Annotated in this window: 20 protein-coding genes; 14 read left to right on the plus strand and 6 right to left on the minus strand. The window is 29.9% G+C overall.

Features of this window, described 5'->3' with window-relative positions; all coding sequences use genetic code 11:
• Positions 1-6: 6 nt before the first annotated feature.
• Complete coding sequence (gene surE / locus DZ65_RS0107880) at positions 7-774, minus strand: 5'/3'-nucleotidase SurE (RefSeq protein WP_024791509.1); 768 nt, start codon at positions 772-774, stop codon at positions 7-9.
• Positions 775-811: 37 nt separating this feature from the next.
• Here surE and DZ65_RS0107885 point away from each other — a divergent pair, with 37 nt between their 5' ends.
• Both DZ65_RS0107885 and gpmA read left to right on the plus strand, forming a co-directional pair.
• Entirely contained in the window at positions 812-1,294 is a 483-nt protein-coding gene (locus tag DZ65_RS0107885; protein WP_024791510.1) for a hypothetical protein, read from the plus strand.
• Positions 1,295-1,309: 15 nt separating this feature from the next.
• The gene (gene gpmA / locus DZ65_RS0107890; protein ID WP_024791511.1) at positions 1,310-1,999 is read left to right on the plus strand and encodes a 2,3-diphosphoglycerate-dependent phosphoglycerate mutase; all 690 of its coding nucleotides are present in this window, start codon (positions 1,310-1,312) and stop codon (positions 1,997-1,999) included.
• On the opposite strand, the gene DZ65_RS0107895 is transcribed toward gpmA, so the two are convergent.
• Both DZ65_RS0107895 and fetB read right to left on the minus strand, forming a co-directional pair.
• Positions 1,991-2,437, minus strand: a complete 447-nt coding sequence (locus DZ65_RS0107895; protein ID WP_024791512.1) for a YaiI/YqxD family protein — start codon at positions 2,435-2,437, stop codon at positions 1,991-1,993. The genes gpmA and DZ65_RS0107895 overlap by 9 nt on opposite strands.
• Entirely contained in the window at positions 2,421-3,146 is a 726-nt protein-coding gene (gene fetB, locus DZ65_RS0107900) for an iron export ABC transporter permease subunit FetB (protein WP_024791513.1), read from the minus strand. Before fetB ends, DZ65_RS0107895 begins: the two co-directional genes overlap by 17 nt.
• Before the next feature lie 145 nt (positions 3,147-3,291).
• Between fetB and hisD the strand changes: the two genes are divergently transcribed.
• The gene (gene hisD / locus DZ65_RS0107905; RefSeq protein ID WP_024788092.1) at positions 3,292-4,581 is read left to right on the plus strand and encodes a histidinol dehydrogenase; all 1,290 of its coding nucleotides are present in this window, start codon (positions 3,292-3,294) and stop codon (positions 4,579-4,581) included.
• Positions 4,578-4,997, plus strand: a complete 420-nt coding sequence (locus DZ65_RS0107910; RefSeq protein ID WP_024790979.1) for a hypothetical protein — start codon at positions 4,578-4,580, stop codon at positions 4,995-4,997. The genes hisD and DZ65_RS0107910 overlap by 4 nt, the downstream gene beginning before the upstream one ends.
• 8 nt (positions 4,998-5,005) lie before the next feature.
• Here the strand turns inward: DZ65_RS0107910 and rpsO are convergent, their stop codons facing one another.
• Entirely contained in the window at positions 5,006-5,281 is a 276-nt protein-coding gene (gene rpsO / locus DZ65_RS0107915; protein WP_024788094.1) for a 30S ribosomal protein S15, read from the minus strand.
• Between the two features lie 105 nt (positions 5,282-5,386).
• On the opposite strand from rpsO, the gene DZ65_RS10440 reads away from it, so the two are divergent.
• From DZ65_RS10440 to DZ65_RS11355, 5 genes are read left to right on the plus strand one after another with little or no spacing between them, the layout of a single operon-like run.
• Positions 5,387-7,204, plus strand: coding sequence for a HAMP domain-containing sensor histidine kinase (locus tag DZ65_RS10440; protein WP_024791514.1), 1,818 nt, complete (start codon positions 5,387-5,389; stop codon positions 7,202-7,204).
• A 43-nt stretch (positions 7,205-7,247) separates the two neighbouring features.
• On the plus strand, positions 7,248-7,664 hold the full coding sequence (locus tag DZ65_RS0107925) for an Rrf2 family transcriptional regulator (RefSeq protein WP_024788096.1): 417 nt from the start codon (positions 7,248-7,250) through the stop codon (positions 7,662-7,664).
• Positions 7,654-9,828 (plus strand): flagellar biosynthesis protein FlhA, encoded by a 2,175-nt coding sequence (gene flhA / locus DZ65_RS0107935; RefSeq protein WP_035908234.1) that lies wholly within the window; start codon positions 7,654-7,656, stop codon positions 9,826-9,828. The genes DZ65_RS0107925 and flhA overlap by 11 nt, the downstream gene beginning before the upstream one ends.
• A gap of 1 nt (position 9,829) precedes the next feature.
• Positions 9,830-10,690: a cache domain-containing protein gene (locus DZ65_RS0107940; RefSeq protein ID WP_024791515.1), complete on the plus strand. Its 861-nt coding sequence runs from the start codon at positions 9,830-9,832 to the stop codon at positions 10,688-10,690.
• A complete protein-coding gene (locus DZ65_RS11355) occupies positions 10,687-11,472 on the plus strand; it encodes a diguanylate cyclase (protein ID WP_024791516.1) in 786 nt (261 codons plus the stop codon). The genes DZ65_RS0107940 and DZ65_RS11355 overlap by 4 nt, the downstream gene beginning before the upstream one ends.
• Here the strand turns inward: DZ65_RS11355 and cmoA are convergent, their stop codons facing one another.
• Positions 11,473-12,180, minus strand: a complete 708-nt coding sequence (gene cmoA / locus DZ65_RS0107950) for a carboxy-S-adenosyl-L-methionine synthase CmoA (RefSeq protein WP_024790985.1) — start codon at positions 12,178-12,180, stop codon at positions 11,473-11,475. It lies immediately after the preceding gene.
• A 52-nt stretch (positions 12,181-12,232) separates the two neighbouring features.
• Here cmoA and DZ65_RS0107955 point away from each other — a divergent pair, with 52 nt between their 5' ends.
• From DZ65_RS0107955 to DZ65_RS0107975, 5 genes are all read left to right on the plus strand, one after another.
• Positions 12,233-13,486: an O-acetylhomoserine aminocarboxypropyltransferase/cysteine synthase family protein gene (locus DZ65_RS0107955; protein WP_024790986.1), complete on the plus strand. Its 1,254-nt coding sequence runs from the start codon at positions 12,233-12,235 to the stop codon at positions 13,484-13,486.
• Positions 13,483-15,642: an EAL domain-containing protein gene (locus DZ65_RS0107960; RefSeq protein WP_024790987.1), complete on the plus strand. Its 2,160-nt coding sequence runs from the start codon at positions 13,483-13,485 to the stop codon at positions 15,640-15,642. Before DZ65_RS0107955 ends, DZ65_RS0107960 begins: the two co-directional genes overlap by 4 nt.
• Before the next feature lie 28 nt (positions 15,643-15,670).
• Positions 15,671-16,771, plus strand: a complete 1,101-nt coding sequence (locus DZ65_RS0107965; protein ID WP_024790206.1) for a homoserine O-acetyltransferase — start codon at positions 15,671-15,673, stop codon at positions 16,769-16,771.
• A 99-nt stretch (positions 16,772-16,870) separates the two neighbouring features.
• Positions 16,871-17,047, plus strand: a complete 177-nt coding sequence (gene xseB, locus DZ65_RS0107970) for an exodeoxyribonuclease VII small subunit (RefSeq protein ID WP_024788105.1) — start codon at positions 16,871-16,873, stop codon at positions 17,045-17,047.
• Complete coding sequence (locus tag DZ65_RS0107975) at positions 17,044-17,820, plus strand: carbon-nitrogen hydrolase family protein (RefSeq protein WP_024788106.1); 777 nt, start codon at positions 17,044-17,046, stop codon at positions 17,818-17,820. The genes xseB and DZ65_RS0107975 overlap by 4 nt, the downstream gene beginning before the upstream one ends.
• Before the next feature lie 47 nt (positions 17,821-17,867).
• On the opposite strand, the gene DZ65_RS0107980 is transcribed toward DZ65_RS0107975, so the two are convergent.
• On the minus strand, positions 17,868-18,914 hold the full coding sequence (locus DZ65_RS0107980) for a dehypoxanthine futalosine cyclase (RefSeq protein WP_201767801.1): 1,047 nt from the start codon (positions 18,912-18,914) through the stop codon (positions 17,868-17,870).
• Between the last annotated feature and the right edge of the window lie 49 nt (positions 18,915-18,963).

The raw sequence follows: 18,963 nt of genomic DNA on the forward strand, positions 1-18,963 counted from the left end.
TACTCACTATTTTTCACTGTTTTTTAATTTTTCTAATAATTGATAATCGGTAATATCCAATGTAATGGGGGTTATTGAAACATAGCCGTTTTTTACAGCCCAAAAATCGCTTCCTTTTTCTTCTTTAAATTTTAAGGGATGAAGGCCGAGCCAGTAATATTCTTCGCCTCTGGGGTTAAGATATTTGTGGGCATCGTTTCCGTAAATTCTGTATGCAAGTTTTGTAAACCGGTATCCTTTTATTTTTTTTGTATTCGGTATGTTTATATTTAACAGTTTTCTGTGGGGAAGCTGAATTTTATTTTCTAAAACCATTAAGGCTATCTCTTTTGCTATTTTTTTTGCTTTTTTCCAGTTAATTTCACTGGGGGGATTATCGAAACTCTTTAAAACCTGAGATATGGCAATGGATTTTATTCCGTGAATTGCCCCTTCGGTTGCTCCTCCAACAGTTCCTGAATAATTTACGTCTTCGCCCATATTCGCTCCGTGATTTATTCCGGAAACAATTAAATCCGGTTTTTTGTCTTTAAAAAACTCGTTTATTGCCAGATAAACACAGTCGTCCGGTGTTCCGTCATCAAGTTTATAAAAATTTTCTTTAACTTTTTTAAACATTAAAGGTTTTGTAATTGTAAGAGATTTTGAGCAGGCGCTTTTTGGGGAAGCAGGTGCTACAACAAGAGGTTTTCCTATTTCGCTCATGGCTTCATATAAAATTTCAAGCCCTTTTGCTTCAAAAGAATCGTCATTTGTAATAAGTATTTTTGGCATCTGTATCCTTTGGTATAATTTTATAAAAAGGCCGGTTATGAAATATGTAAGAGATGATATTAATATCAGGATTTTATCAAATTTTGAGATGCCTTTTGGTGAAATTGAAAAAGATTTTAAAAAATTCAAGAAAAAACTTCAAGATTATGACATAGGAGTTTGGAGTAAAAATATTATGTTAAATAATTTTAATGATATTAATATTTTTAATAATATTGGTGAAAAATTAGAGTGGGTTGATATAGTGCTGAATTATCTAAATTCATTGAACGGATTTTTAAGAGAGCAGATAGGTGTTTGTATAGAAAAAAAGATTCCGAGAATAATTGATAATGATTTGCCTTATTTGATAATTCAGAGAAAAATAAAACCGGATTTTGATGAAAATTATTTTATTGCTTTTGATAAAAAAGTTTATTTTCCCGGTATTTCAAAAAAATTTGATTTAAAATTCAGTATAATTAAGCTGGTTGAGTGGTCTAAAAGAAGCAATAAATTTTTGATAAAATTTCAAAATTAAACTGAAAGGATGATTATGGCAAAATTAGTTCTTGTTAGACACGGAAAAAGCGAATGGAATAAACAAAACCGTTTTACCGGCTGGGTGGATGTGGATTTGGCGCCTGAAGGAGTGGAAGAAGCCAAAAAAGCTGGTCAGATATTAAAAGACGCCGGATTTACTTTTGATATATGTTTTTCATCTTTTTTAAAAAGGGCTATTAAAACGGGAATTATTATTTTAGAAGAACTCGATTTACTATGGATTGACCACTTGAAAGACTGGAGATTTAACGAAAGGTTTTACGGTGCCCTTACAGGACTTAATAAAGACGAGGTTAAAAAAGAGCTGGGAGAAGAAAAATTTTTGCTTTACAGAAGAAGCTATGATGTTCCTCCTCCGCCTTTAAGTGAAGATGACCCGAGACACCCGAGATTTGATCAGAAATATAAAAATTTTCCTGTTGAATTAATTCCAAGTACAGAATGTTTAAAAGATAATCAGATACGCTCAATAGCGGCTTTTCATGAAAGAGTTGCACCTCTTTTGGTGGAAGGCAAAGATGTTTTGATTACAGCTCACGGAAATACAATAAGAGGGATGGTTAAAGAATTTGACAACATAAGCGATGAAGATATTCCAAAATTCGAAGTTGCTACAGGAGTTCCAAGGGTATATGAATTTGATGAGGAGCTTCATATTAAAAAAGTTTATAATTTAGATTAATTTATAAAGAAATTTGCTAAAACTGTTGGCAAAATTTTGAATATCTTTTTTACAAAAAGGCTTTGGGCCTTTTGTAATTTCCCCGCTCTGTCTAATCTCAGCCATTAAATTTCTTATGCTTAAGAAATTTTGAATAGAATTTTCATCATATATTTCCCCTCTGTGTCCTAAAGCGATTGCATCTTTTTTAACAATTCTGTCAGCCAGGGGTATATCGGCAGTTATTACCAAATCGTTTTTTTCACACAGGCTTACAATTTCATCATCTGCTTTGTCTATTCCTTCGTTTACAATAATATATTCGATAGACGGGCTTTTTTCAAAAGAAATTTTTTTATTGGATACCACAATTGTTTTTATTTCGTTTTTATTTACCGCTCTGTAAATTATGGGTTTTACTGCCTTTGGCAAAGCATCCGCATCAATTAAAATTTTCATTTTTTTCTCTTATAAAAAAATAGCTGCCAAAAAGAGCGGAAAATGTATTTATACTTACAAGCATATAAATAATAATTATCTGGTAGCTTACCGCTTTTAGCGGGGATGCACCGGCCAAAAGCATTCCTGTGGTAATGCCGGGAATTGCAACAACACCTATTGTTTGAAGCATATTGTTAACAGGTATCAAAGCTGCTTTTATAGCTTCTTTTTGCATTATTTTATAAGCCGATTTCAAATTTGCTCCGATGGCAATAAAACTCTCAATTAACTCTTTTTGCAAAAAGAGTTCTCTTTTTAATCTTTCTATGGTTAATGTGTAGGTATTTAATGAATTTCCTATAATCATGCCCGCAACAGGTATAAATTCATATGGTTTAAGAGAAATTATTTTTAAAGTTATCATTATACTTAGAATTATTATAGCGGACATACTAATGGAATAAAAAGCACATAAGAATAAAAATTGAGTTCTCTTTTTTGCTATGAAAGAAGCGTAAATGAGCATAAACAACACAATAGGTATATACCAAAGTGGATTTTTAATTTTAAATAAAAATCCTAAAATGAATCCCAAAACACTCAGTTGCAGCAGTGCTCTTAGAGAATTGATAAAAAGTTCTTTTTCAATACCGATTTTGTTTTTGTATGAAATAAACAAAGGGATAAGCACTAAAATAAAACTTAAAGTAATTATGCTGAATTTCAATTATTTCCTTTTTAATAAAATTGTATCACATAATTATAAATTTATATTATATAGAAAAAATATTATGTTAATTTTGATAAAAAATTATATTTCTCTTTTTTGAAACTAATTATTTTGATAAAATACATTAAAAAAAAGGCAGCTTATGCAAATATTAAAAACAAATGCCGCAAATTTCAGGCTTAAATTTGAAGAAATTTTAAACCGGGGAAAAATGGACATAGAAAATGTTGAAGGAATAGTAAAAAACATTATTAACGAAGTTAAAATTGAAAAAAACAGAGCCTTATTTGAACATATTTCAAAATTTGACAGATGGACTCCTGATAAAGACAGTGATTTGGAAATAACAAAAGATGAAATGAAAAAAGCTTATGATAATTTGGATGAAAAATTAAAATGCGCTTTACATCTTGCGTATGATAGAATAAAGTCCTATCACGAAAAACAGCTCCCTAAAACATGGCTCACGTTTGAAGAAAACGGAACTATTTTAGGGCAAAAAGTAACCCCTGTCGAAAGAGCCGGTGTATATGTTCCAGGAGGAAAAGCTTTTTATCCAAGCTCTTTGCTTATGAATGTAATTCCCGCAATTGTAGCCGGAGTAAAAGAAATTGTTGTCACCACGCCCGTAATTGAAAATAAACCAAATGAACTTTTACTCGCTGCTTTATATATTTGTGGTATGCCAAAGGCTTTTAAAGTAGGTGGTGCAAGTGCAATTGCTGCTATGGCTTACGGAACGGAGAGTATTCCGAAAGTGGATGTAATTACGGGTCCCGGGAATATTTTTGTCGCAACGGCAAAAAAACTGGTTTTCGGGGAAGTAAATATAGACATGATAGCAGGGCCAAGTGAAATTGGTATTATTGCAGATAACACCGCAAAAGCTAATTACATGGCAATAGATTTACTTTCCCAGGCCGAACATGATGAAATGGCAAGTTCAATAATGGTAACAGTTTCGGAAGAGCTGGCAAAAAATACACAAAAAAAAGTTTACGAATTTTTAAATGAGCTTGAAAGAAAAGAAATTGCAAAAAAATCCATTGATGAAAGAGGTGCTATTATTATTGCCCGCAATATTGATGAGGCAGTTGCACTTATGAACGAAATTGCGCCTGAACATCTTGAAATTGTTACAGCTAATCCGTTTGAACTGCTTCCAAAAATTAAAAATGCGGGTGCGATTTTCTTAGGGGAAAATACTCCTGAACCGATTGGTGATTATATAGCAGGACCTAATCATACTTTGCCTACCGGGGGAACGGCAAAATTTTATTCTCCTTTAAATGTTGAAATTTTTATGAAAAAAAGCTCAATTATCTCTTTTTCCAAAGAAGCTATCAAAAAAATGGGAGAAGACTGTGCTATCTTAGCTAAGAGTGAAGGGCTTACGGCCCACCAGAAATCTGTTCTTGAAAGGCTTAAGTGAATTTTGACAAATTTGATTTTATAGAGAATTTTTTACCTGATTCTCCTTTTGTTTATATAATTTTTCTTTTTTTCTTTTTTTTCTTTACAACAATTTTTGTTTTAACAGTTGCAAAATTAACAAAAAATAAAAGTATTCAAAACAATAATAAAAAATTAACTATCGAAGATTTAATAAAAATATCTAAAAATGAAAAATCAAATATTAAAGATTTGGTATTTGCGATTGAATATTTTAACTCTGAATTTAAAGTAAAACAGTTTCCCGATAAAGCAGTTAAATTTCTTAAATCTGTTTTAACACATAAAAACAGAGGCAAAATTTTATTTGATATTTTTCATTCAAAAACCGTAAAACTGAATAAAGAATTTAAAGAACGTTTGAATAATTTAGAAAAAGAATGTTTGAATAAATAAGATAGAGTTTAAACTCTATCTCTAAGATTAAGTGCAGAAATTACTTCAAGATATTTGTTATGGTCTTTTCTTTTCAAATATCTCATAAGTCTTTTTCTCTGTCCAACTAATTTAAGTAATCCTAATCTGCTTGAATGGTCGTGTTTGTGTGCTTGTAAATGTTCGTTAATTTGATTGATTCTTTCGCTCAATAGTGCAATTTGCACCGCCGGGCTTCCAGTATCAGTTTCAGTATTTCCGAATTTAGCGATAATTTCTCTTTTTTTCGCCGAATCCAAAGCCATTTTAGCCTCCTGATTGGTAAATTTTAGTTTTTCAACTAAGACTGAAAGTATATCTTTTTTTATATAAAAAATCAAATTTTGATAAAATTTTAAAAAAAGGTGTTTATGAAGAAAATAATTCTGTTATTATTTACTTCGATACTGTTTAGTTTAAATATATTAATATTGAATTCTTATTCTGCAAAGCTGAAATGGACTCAGAATGAATTAAACGGTATACTTAACGAATTAAATGATCAGAATTTAAATATTTATGTGGAATTTATGGACACCAAACTTTTCAGACCCACTCCTGAAAGATTAAAAAATTTTTATAATTATATATTCAATAAGTATAAAAAAATACCTTTTGATATTATTATAGTTACCGATGACAACGCTTTGAATTTTGTAAGAAAAAATATAAATTCGGCCTTGTTTTCGAATGCAAAAGTTTTTTTTGCAGGGATAAACAATCTAAAATTGGCAAAAATTTTAGATAAAAACAGATTTGCAGGGGTGTTTGAAAAAAAAGAACCGGTGACAAATTTACAATTTGCTTCGAAAATTGTAAATTTAAAAACTTTGTATGTGGTGGGGGATAATTCAAATTCCGCCAAAATAGTAATGAAACAGTATAAAAAAGCATATAAAACATTTAAAAATATAAAATTTGTTTATATAAATGAAAAAGAGTTGACCCATTTATTGTATTTTTTTAAAGACAATTATTCAAATGATTCGGCTATGATGTTAATCAATCCTTTTAGTTTCAATTATGAAAACAGACATATATCTTATAAAAAAGCCGTTCAGCTTCTTTCTAAAGTTTATAAAAGGCCTATAGTTGTTCATACGGATATCCTGGTAAATATAAAAAATTCAAATGTTGTAGGGGGAAAAGTTAATGATTCCCATAATCAGGGTAAAATAGCCGCAATAAAAGTAAAAGAATATTTAAACAAAAAACAGATGAAAAAACTTGGTTTTACTTTTGAAAAAGCGAATAAAATGTATTTAAATGTTTTAAATCTTAAAAAATTCGGTGTAAATGCGTATTATCTGGGTTATAAAAATGCCGTTTACGTAAACAAACCCCAAACACTCTGGAAAAAATACAAAAATGAGATTATTTTAATGCTTTTATCTTTTCTTTATCTGGTTTTGGTTATTGTTATTTTAATTTATAAAAATATTCTTTTAAAAGAATTAAACAGAGAAAAAGAAAAATTGAATTTTGAATTACAAAAAAGAATAAATTCAGCTGTAGAAGATATTCAAAAAAAAGACAAACTTTTGGCTAATCATGCAAAACTTTCAGCTATGTCCGATATGATGGGGGCTGTGGCGCATCAATGGAGACAGCCTTTAAACGCTCTTGCAATTAATTTACAGGTTTTACCTGAAATTAGCGATAAAAATAAATACAGCGAAATTATTGATAAAAATTTAAAAATTATAAATTTTATGTCCAATACCATAGACAATTTTATAAAATTTTTTAAAAATGATGAAAATGAACTGAATTTTTCTGTAAAAACTTCCATAAAAGAGACTTTGGATATTTTGGATGCACAGTTGAATGCTAAAAAAATTATAATTGAATTCAAAGGGGATGATTTTTATATTAAAGGGAATAAAAACCAGTTTAGACAAGTGATTTTAAATATTATAAACAATTCAAAAGAAGCCTTTAAAAATCAAAAAAATAAAAAAATTGAAATAATTTTAAAAAATAAATTAAAAAAAATATATATTTTGGACAATGCCGGCGGAATTGAAAAAAATTTGCTGGATAAAATATTTGAACCTTATTTTACAACAAAAGATAAAGGAAGCGGACTTGGGCTTTATATCAGTAAAATCATACTTGAAAAATATTTTAATGCCAATCTGTTGATAAAAAATACAAAAATAGGAGTAATTAATATTATTTCATTTTAATATAAACAGATAATTTAGGTATAATTTTGCAAAAAGGGTTGATATGCTGTTTACAAAATCAAGCGCTTATACTCTGCAGGCTTTGATGGAGCTTTCAAGGTTTGATAAGCCTGTGGATGTTACAAAGCTTTCTGAAATAACTTCACTGCCAAAACCGTTTTTGGCAAAACTGCTGCAAACCTTGTCAAAAAAAGGTTATGTTAAATCATTTAAAGGGATACACGGAGGTTTTTTACTAGAAAAAAAACCAAAAGATATAAAAATATTAGAGCTGTTTAAAGTTATTGAAGATAAAGATTCTCTGGTTTTTTACTGCTCCAAAAAGCCTGAAAACTGTGTAAGGAACAGGGCAAATATCTGCTGTGTGAGACCTTTTTTTGTATTTTTGGAAAATAAACTTGATGAAATTATAAAAGATATGACTTTAGAAGATGTTATAAGGATGAAATCTGATAAATAAAATTAAAAATTCACTTAAGTTATTAAGCGAAATAACTGATTTAGGTGTTGTTGCTTTTGTTTTTGCAATACTTTTAATTATTATTATTCCGCTGCCAAACGGAATACTTGATTTTTTTCTCACGATATCTTTATCTGTGGGTATATTAATTTTACTTCTTAGTTTATATATCCCAAAACCTACTGATTTTACAACTTTCCCCACATTGATTTTGATTGTTACGCTTTACAGGCTTTCACTGAATGTTGCAACAACAAGAATGATTCTCTCAAACGGTTATTTAGGGCCTGATGCCGTAAGTAAAATAATCTCCGCTTTTGGGGAATTTGTTGTAGGTGGAAATTATATTATAGGTATTATTGTATTTACAATACTTGTTATTATAAACTTTATGGTAATTACCCAGGGCTCAACCAGGGTTGCTGAAGTGGCGGCAAGATTTACCCTTGATGCGATGCCCGGAAAACAGATGGCTATAGATGCCGATTTGAATGCCGGACTTATTGATGAAAACGAAGCAAAAAGAAGAAGGGCGGAACTTATCCAGGAAGCAAATTTTTACGGTGCAATGGACGGGGCCAGCAAATTTGTAAAAGGTGATGCGATTGCCGGAATTATTATTACACTTGTCAATATTATAGCCGGGCTTTTAATAGGTATTTTTCAGCATAATATGGATATTGCCGAGGCTGCTTCCACATATACCATATTAACGATTGGAGACGGTCTTGTTGGGCAGATTCCGGCACTTATGGTTTCAACAGCCACAGGTATTATAATAACCAGGGCAAGTAAAGATGAAAGTAATTTTGCAGAGGGTGTTATTAAACAGTTAATGAAAGATTACAAGGTTATTTTAATTGTAGGGACATTTCTTTTTTTTATGGCTTTTATCCCCGGATTTCCTAGAGGAAGTATGATATTTTTGGGACTTGTATTTTTAATGACAGGATATTTAATGATGGAAACCCAAAAAGGGGTAGACCCGCTTGCGGCAATTATCGCAAAATTCAGAAAAAAACCGCCTCCAAAGCCTAAAAAATCCCCTGAAGAAGTTGCAAAAGAAGAAGAGAAGCCTAAAAAATCACCTGAAGAACTTGCAAAAGAAGAAGAGAGGGTATTGGAAAATATTTTGAAAGTTGAGCTGCTCGAGCTTGATATCGGTTATCAGCTTATTAAAATTGCCGATCCGAATCAGGGAGGGGATTTGCTTGAGAGAATAAAAACAATGAGAAAAAAAATAGCCTCTGATTTTGGGTTTTTGGTACCGCAAATCAGAATAAAAGATAATATTCAGTTAGAACCAAACGAGTATCAGATTTTATTAAAAGGGGTTGAAGTGGCCAAAGGTAAAGTTTATCCAGACAGATATCTTGCTATGTCAACGCCCATGGTGATTGAAGAAATTGAGGGGGAACACGTAAAAGAGCCTGCTTTTGGAATTGATGCAATATGGATAGACGAAGATAAAAAAGAAGAGGCTTTAATGAACGGATATACTGTTGTTGATGCTTCGACTGTGATAGTTACACATCTGAGTGAAATTATAAAAAAATATGCAGAGGAGCTACTTACCCGTCAGGAGACTCAAGCATTGATTGAGAGAATTAAAAAAGATTTCCCGGCCATTGCGGACGATACCTTGAAAGTTGCAAATATCGGACTGATTCAGCGTGTTCTTAAATCTTTGCTTCATGAAAAAATTCCAATTAAAGATATGATTACAATTCTTGAAACAATTGCCGATATTGCCGAATATACTAAAAATATTGATACAATAGTTGAGCATGTAAGAAGCAACTTAAGCAGGGTTATAACAAAACTTTATGAAAGCGAGGACGATACGCTTAAACTTATAACATTTGATACGCAGACTGAACAGTTCTTGCTTTCAAAACTGCAGCAGCAGGGAGATAATAAGCAGTTTATCTTAACGGTTTCTGAGATGAATAAACTGGTTGAGGAAATAAGCAATGCGGCTAGCGAAATTGTAAATAAGGGAATTGCTCCGGTGGTGTTGATAGTGGATCCGTTAATCAGAAAGCCGCTTGCCGAAATACTTGAAAGATTCGGTGTGGATGTGGTAGTATTATCCCATGCGGAAATAGACCCTAATGCTAAATTTGAAGTGCTTGGAAGTATTAGTATAAATTTTAAGGAATAGCATGTTAAAAAGCACGGAAAAAAGTTTAATTAAAAAAATGTTTTTATATCCTGTTTTATTAATAATGTTTTCATTTTTACTGTTAATGATTTCATCATTTATTACTTTGAAAATATTTAAAAAAAATGAAATAAATAAAGATATTGAAAATTTAATAAATAATAAAAAAAGTTTTATTAAAGAACATGTGGTTAATTTATCGCAAGATGTTGACAATGCTTTAAAATTTAGTATTGATGAAACTAAAAAAAGTGTAAAATACAGAGTTTATTTGGTTTATTTTACTGTAAAAAGTCTTTATTCTTTAAATAAAAATAAAAAATTTATAATAACTTATTTGAATCAGTTAAACAAATATTTAAAAAATCATTATGTTTTTGTATATGATAAAAACGGAATAACAAAAGTTCATAAATTAAATTCTTTTTTAGGAAGAAGCATTAAAACAATTTATTTGTCAAATCATATATCTTTTTATGAAATGAGTAAAAAAATTTTGCAAAAAAGCAGTGAAGGGTTTATTGAAATAAAATTTTTCAAACCAAACCATACAAATAAAAAATATTTAAAAATTGATTTTATCAAATATATACCTGAACTTAATTTGATAATAGGTTCCGGAGAATATGTGGATGAAATAAAAGCAAAACTTGCAAATCAGATTTTTCAAAGAGTAATGATTAAAAAATATGGAAATAATAATTATTTTTTTATAATTAAAAAAGACGGCACTTTAATTGTAAATCCCACATATAAAAATGAAATAGGAAAAAATATTTTGAATTTAAAAGATGTTGACGGGAAATATTTTATAAAAGAGATGATAAAAAAGCACTTTCAAATAAAAACGGGGCTTTTGTGATTTATAAATGGTTAAATCCAAGTGATAATAAAATAGAAAAAAAACTCACATATGTAATATACAATAAAACAATAGATGCCGTAATAGGCAGCGGTTTATATATTCAGCAGGATATAGATAAGTATGTAAATAAAGAAAAAAGAAGAATAAGCAATGAATTTAAATCGTTTTATAAAAGTTTGATTTTTACTTTTTTGGCAGTTTTAATATTTTCGGTTTTATTGACATATTTTCTTTCTAAAAGATTAGAATTTATTTTTATAAAATATAACAATTTATTGGAAAAAGAAAAAAATAAAGCGGAATTTGAGGCAATTCACGACCCTTTGACAAAAATACCGAACAGAAGATTTTTTAACCAAAAACTGAAAGAAGAGTTTTTAAGGGCAAAACGATATAATACAACGTTTTCACTGGCAATGATAGATATTGACCATTTTAAAAAAATAAATGATACATACGGTCACGACACAGGGGATATTGTTCTTAAAAAAATGACTTCTTTTATAAGAAAAAATATTAGAAAAAGTGATTTTTTTGCAAGATGGGGCGGGGAAGAGTTTATGCTGATTTTTCCTTATACAGATTTACAAAAAGCTAAACAAATTTGTCAAAAATTAAAAAGAGAACTGCAGGAAAATGAATTTGTCCAAACACCTGTAAAATTCACAATAAGCTGCGGTATTACAGAATTCAGAAATGATGGCGATATAGAAAATATTATAAAAAGGGTTGATGAAGCTTATATGAGGCTAAAAACAGCGGTAGGGATAAAATTGTAGCTATTTAAAAGCAATAAAAGTTGCAAAATTATTCCATCTGAAAATTACCTCAACCTCTTTAAATCCTGCAGTTTTCAGCATTTCAATATTCTCTTCCATAGTATAGGGAATTAAAACATTTTCGAGAGCCTCTCTCTTCCTAGCTATTTCATATTCTGAATATCCCATTTTCTTTTTATAATCATAATATAAATCTATCATTATTTTATTGAGTTTTTTATGGTTTGTTATCAGTTTTTCGCTCATTAAAAATATTCCGTCATTTTTCAGGGAATTGTAAATTTTTTTAATAAGCTTTTCTCTTTTAAGTGGCCTTACAAACTGAATTGTATAATTGGCAATTGCGGCTTTAGAATTTGAAAAATCATATTCTAAAAAATCATCTTCAATAAATTTTATATCAACTCCAAATGCTTTTGCCTTGTTTTTTGCCCTTTTAATCATAGCGTCTGAATTGTCTATACCTGTCAAATCAAGTTTTTTATCGCTTTTTTTGGCAAGTTCTATTAAAAAAGTTCCGGTTGAACTTCCCAGATCCACAATTTTATCGCTTTCTTTTAAAAAATTTTTTAAAATATCTATTTGTAAATTTAAATTTTCTTTATAAAAAGGGACGCTTCTATTTAGCATATCGTCAAATACACTGGCAACCTCCTCGTCAAATTCGAACTGTTTTTTTATCGGTTTATTGAAAACTTTGTCTTTCAACTCTTTTCCTTATGGTATAATTTTTAATAATTTTACTATAAAAGGCGTTTTTATGAAAGATGCAACTTTAGCCCTACATTTAGGATATGAAAAAGACAATCAAAAAGCGATGCAGGTTCCTATTTATATGACCACGGCTTACGAATATGAAAGCACGGAGCATGCGGCAAGGCTTTTTAATCTGGAAGAAACTGGAAATATTTATACAAGACTTGATAACCCCACTACAAGAGTTTTTGAAAAAAGAATAGCGGCGCTGGAAAGGGGAATAGGAGCCGTTGCAACGGCAAGCGGAATGGCGGCGGTGTTTTATTCTCTTACAAATTTAGTGCAAAGCGGGGATAATATAATTATTTCAAATAAATTATACGGGGGAAGTATAACCCTTTCTACCCATACATTGAATAAATTTGGTATTAAAGCTAAATTTTTTGATGTTCACAATCCTGAGATGCTGGAAGATATGATAGATGAGGGAACAAAAGCAATTCTGATTGAGAGTGTTTCAAACCCTGCTCTTGCTGTGCCTGATTTTGAAGGAATAGCCAAAGTGGCAAAAGAAAGAGGTGTTATATTAATTTGTGATAATACAATTGCAACTCCTTACGGTGTAAAGCCTCTTACACTCGGATGCGATATTGTGTTGCACAGTTCAAGCAAATATATAGTGGGAAACGGGAGTGCAATAGGCGGTGTTATAATTGAGGGAAAAAGTGCCAAAGAAAAGCTCTCTTCATACAGATATCCTCAGTTTAACGAGCCGGATGAGAGTTATCACGGACTTGTTTATAATAAAAAATTTGAAACTCCTTTCACAGCAAGGGCCAGATTGGCGCTTCTGAGGGATTTCGGGGCGGTAATGTCGCCTTTTAACGCATGGCTTATGATTTTGGGATTAGAACACCTGCATTTGAGAATAAAAGCACACAGCGAAAATGCTTTTGAAATAGCTAAATTTTTGCAGTCTCAAGAGAATATAAAAAAAGTCAATTATCCGTTTTTAAAGGATAATGAAAATTATAAATATGCCAAAAAATATCTTAAATATGCCGGTGGAATTGTGAGTTTTGTTGTGGAGAGTTATGAAAAGGCAAAAAATATAGCAAATTCTCTTGAAATTTTTTCCCTTGTAACAAATATAGGGGATTCTAAATCCATTGTAACACATCCTGCAAGCACAACACACCAGCAGTTAAACAAAGAAGAGCTGATAAAAGCGGGGGTTGACGAAGGGCTTATCAGGCTAAGTATCGGGCTTGAAGATGTGGAGGATTTGATAAATGATTTGAAAAAGGCTCTTAATTGAAAGAGGAGATTAAAAAACTCTCTTTAATTCCGGTTTTGCTTTTTTTTATTTTTTCAGTATTTTTTTTTGTGATTTTTTACCAGTATATAAGATATATTTTGGAAAAAGATATATATGAAACTGAAAAAAGGGTAATTAATATAGAAAAAATGCATTTAAAACAGGATGTTGATAAATTTAAAAAAACGTTTAATTTGATTTTTGATACATCCTATAGTGTGGCAAATTCAAATTTAGAAATTTTTTTAAAAATATTGCTTGAAAAAAATACAATAAATAATTTTTATATTTCAAAAGACAACAGTTTTATTTATGGAAAAGTGATAAATAAAAAATTAAATTATGAAATATATAAAAACAGATATATTATACTGAATTATAAAAATAATAAATTTTTGGTTTATTTTATAAATGAAGGAAAAAATGTCTATATAGCGGGAATTAATAAAAAATATCTTGATAATCTGGCGTTAAATAAAATAAAAAAATATCTCGATGAAATAAATAAAAACAATCCAAATTATATAGCTATGGGAAAAATAACTACTTTTAACCCGGATAAAGACGGAATTTTTGGATATTTATATTATATGCCTTTAAAATTAAGAGAAATGGAAGGATTTGTTCTTTCAACTAAAAAACCTGATGTAAAAGGTAATTATTTCAGAAAAAAATATCTTGAGTGTTTTAAAAAACATAAAAACTGTTTTATAGAGTATTATTTTAAAAATCCAAAAACAGGAAAAATTGAGCAAAAAATAAGTTATTTTACACTGATAAAAAATTTTAATTTTGATATATTAAAAGGTATTTACGCATCCCAGATAAAAAATGAAATAAAAAAAGAGATAGTAGGACAGCAGAAAGAATTTAAAAAAATTTTTTTGATAGGAATTTTTATATATTTTGTTTTATTAATTATTTTATATATTGTTTTGACTTATTTTATTCAAAAGTTTCAAAATAGAATATTAAATGAATATGGGAAACTGATTGAAAAGCTTAGAAAAAGATATTATTTTGATTCCCTGACAAATTTGCCAAACAGGCATAAACTGATAGAAAATTTAGATAATTACGAAGGTTTGATTCTTATTGATATTGATGATTTTTCCGATGTAAACGATGTTTACGGATTTGACATGGGCAACGAAATTTTAAGAAATTTTTCCAAAAGATTATTATCAAAATATAAAAATGTTTACAGGAGTGGAAATGACGAATTCGTTATAGGGTTTAAAAGAAAAATAACTAAAAAAGATTTGTGTGAAATTGCAAATAACAAATATGAGTTTAACCTTATAGAAATATCTTTCAGCATAAGCGGAAGCAATGAAAAGGGAAAACTTTTAAAAACAGCTGAAAGCGCTTTAAAAAAAGCTAAAAAAAACAGTGAAAACTGTGTTTTGTTTAATGAAAAAATAGAAAAAGAACAGAGTGAAAGAATAAAAACAATACAAAAACTTAAAAAAGTTTTGGAATATAAAAGAATAATTCCTTATTATCAGTGTATAAAAGGAGAAAAAGAAAAATACGAAGCACTTATGAGAGTCGAAATAGACGGTGAAATTATGCCTCCTTTTTATTTTATGGACCTTTTGAAAGAGGCAAAGCTCTATTATAAGTTTTCTGAAATAATGATTCAAAAGGTGCTTGACGATGTAAAAAACGAAAGAATAAAAAATGTATCTATTAATCTCTCTTTTATAGATATAGTAAACGAGGAAACAAACAGATTTTTATTAAACCTTGTAAACAACTGCAAAAAAACCTCTGAAATAACATTTGAAATACTGGAAAGCGAAAGTATTAAAGATTTTGAACTTGTAAAAAAATTTATTGATTATGTCAAAAGTAAAGGCATAAAAATATCAATAGACGATTTTGGAAGCGGATATTCAAATTATATCAGAATATTGGAGCTTAAACCGGATTTTATAAAAATTGACGGAACGATTGTCAAGAATATAAATAATGATAAATATTATGAAATAATAAAACTGATGATAGAATTTGCCAAAAAATTTAATATTAAAACTGTTGCCGAATTTGTTGAGAATGAAGAGATTTACAATAAATTAAAAAATCTCGGAATTGATTATTATCAGGGTTATTATTTTTGTAAACCTGAAAAATTAGAAAATCTAAAAAAATAAGTTAAAATTTCATTTAAAAAAGGAAAATATGAAAATTGAAACCAAAATAGCCAAATTTACAAAACCTTTATATCTTGAAAGCGGTAGAATTCTTGAACCTTGGCAGATTATTTATGAAACATACGGAGAGCTTAATGAAAAAAAAGACAATGTGATTCTTATAACACATGCACTTTCCGGTTCCCATCATGCGGCCGGAATGTATGAGGGTGAGAGAAAACCTGGCTGGTGGGATTCTTTAATCGGCGATGGAAAAGCGGTCGATACCACTAAATATTTTGTTATAGCAACCAATGTAATAGGTAGCTGTTTTGGCTCAACCGGTCCTATCAGTCCGATATATCCCGGAAGCAGTGAAAGATACAGGCTTAAATTTCCTGTAATTACAATAAAAGATATGGTAAAAGCCCAAAAAATTTTATTGGATTTTTTAGGAATTAAACACTTAAAAGCCGTAATAGGCGGAAGTATGGGAGGGATGCAGGCATTAAGATTTGCTGTGGATTATCCGGGATTTGTTGAAAAAATTTTCCCTATTGCCACAACGTATCAGACAAGACCGTATGTAATTGCTATTAATAAATCTATGATTGAGGCGCTTAGGAGTGATTGTGAATTTAAAAACGGAAATTATGACCCGAAAGAAATCAGGAAAAAAGGCCTGAAAGGTTTGGCGGCTGCAAGAATGGTAGGGTATTTAAATTATATTTCCCCTAAAACGTTTGATAAAAAATTTGGAAGAGATTATGTAAAAACAGACGGTATGTTTGAACTTTTCGGAAGGTTTCAGGTTGAAAGTTATCTGGAATATAACGGAAGCTCTTTTCCAAAATGGTTTGATCCGCTAAGTTATATATATTTGTTAAAAGCTATTTCACTTTTTGATATAGGCAGAGGGTTTATTAATACAAAAGAGGCTTTTTCACAGATTAAAGACAAACTTGTTTTGATTTCCTTTTCAGGGGATACTCTGTTTTTTCCAGAAGAGATGAGGGAAATTAAAAAATATATGGATGATATAAACGGAATTTGCGAGTTTTATGAAATAAAAAGCGATTACGGACATGACAGTTTTTTGGTTGAAGTAGATAAATTTGAAGATATTATTAAAGAGGAGCTAAGTAAATAGTGAAAATGGTGAAAGCCTGTCCGGCCGCTTGCAAAGCGGCGGGGTGGTGAGTAGTGAAAATGGTGAATGTTGGATAATGAATTTTGATAAAGGAGAATTATGCAGGATTTTGAAAAAAAATTAAAAGAGGCAAAAGAGCTTTTGGAAAAATTAAACGACCCTGAACTTACGCTTTTTCAGGCGATGGAATATTATAAAAAAGGTATAAAACTGCTTGAAGAGGCTGCTAAAATGATAGAAGAGGCCAAACTTCAGTTTAAAGAACTTACAAAATGAAAATAGCGGCCCTTCAAAGTGCCGAGCTGCCTATAAATAAAACAAAACTTGATTATTATATAAATATTGCAAAAAAAGAAAAAGTTAAGATTTTTATTCTTCCCGAATATGTTTTAAACAGGTTTTTTAAGGAACTTGAAAAAACACCAAAAAATTTTATTATAGAACAGTCAAGACATCAGTTGGAACTTCTTAAAAAACTATCTAAAATTTATAATATCGTAATCATTGCACCTGTTGTGACATATGAAGATAAAAAATTTTTTAAGATAATCATCAAAGCAAAAAACGGTAGAATTTATAAATATTATCAGCAGATTTTAATGCCATATTCACATTGGAATGAAGAAAAATTTTTTGCTAAAAAAGAAAACAGGCCTTTTATTTTTAATATTCAAAATATACGGTTTGGGATAATGTCTGGATTTGAGAGCCATTTTACTAAATTTTGGGATTATTTTGAAACTAAAAAGGCTGATATTGTTTTAATTCCGAGTATTGGAACTTTTAATTCTTTTAAAAGATGGTTTGAAATGCATAAAACATTTGCTTTTTTAAAAAATATGTATGTATTAAGGGTTAACCGTGTGGGAAACTGGAAAGAATGGGAGTTTTACGGAAAAAGTTATCTTATAAACCCTTTTGGGGAAGCTGAAAATATTTTGGGAAATAAAGAAGAGATGATGATTTGCAAACTTGATAAAAACATTATTAAAGAAGCGAGAAAAGAATGGAAATTTAATAAATTAAGCAGAGGGCTTAATTTAAGTTAAAAGTGAGAAGTGTAAAGTTAAAAGTTTTTTTCATTTTTCATTTTTACTTATTGAAATATTTCTAATATTTCATACGCCGTATTTCTTTTAGCCGGAATTTCCCCCACGTCTTTAATCAGTTCAATCATTTCCTGCTGATTCATTGCGTTTTGAGCACCCGCGCTTCTAACCACATTTTCTTCCATCATGGTAGAACCTAAATCGTTCGCCCCGTATAAAAGTGCAAGCTGTCCGATATAACTGCCCTGTGTTACCCAGGAGCTTTGAATGTTTTTGAAATTATCCAAAAACAGTCTTGCAACCGCAAGATACCTTAAATATCTGTTTGAAGAAGCCTTATATTTTACAATACCTTCTTTATAAAGTGCAGTATTGTACGGCTGAAAAGACCACATAATAAAAGCTCTGAATCCTCCTGTTTCGTCTTGCAATTTTCTTATTAAATCCCAGTGTTCCACTATTTCCTCTATTGTTTCTACAGTTCCAAACATCATCGTTGCGGTTGAGCGCATGCCTATTTCGTGTGCGCTTTTATGAACTTCAAGCCATGTGGAAGTATCTATTTTATTGGGTGCTATTATATCCCTTACCCTGTCGCTTAATATTTCCGCCCCGGCTCCCGGAATTGAAAAAAGCCCTTTTTCTTTTAGCCTTATTAAAACTTCTTTTACAGGAATTTTGCTTATTTTGCTTATATATGCAATTTCGGGTGCAGAAAATCCATGTATGGTTATCTCCGGATATTTTTTATGAATGTGCTCCACTAAATTTTCGTAAAAATCAATTCTTAAATTCGGATGAACACCTCCTTGAAAAAGTATCTGTGTTCCACCTATTTTTATCAGTTCATCAATTTTTTTGTCTATTTCTTCAAAATTTAAAATATATGCATCTTCATTTTTTTTATGCCTGTAAAAAGCACAAAATTTGCAGTCAATAAAACATATATTGGTATAATTTATGTTTCGGTCGACAATAAAAGTGGTTATTTTTTCAGGATGAAGCTCTCTTTTCTTTTCAAGCGCCATTTTTCCGAGAGTAATTAAATCCCCATTTTTAATTAAATCTACTGCTTTTTCTTTGGATATTCTCAAAATAACTCCTTTTTTTTGTATAATTGCTTTATAATATCAAAAAAAGGCA

The sequence above is a fragment of the Lebetimonas sp. JS032 genome (assembly GCF_000523315.1).
Classification (GTDB): Bacteria; Campylobacterota; Campylobacteria; order Campylobacterales; family Nautiliaceae; genus Lebetimonas.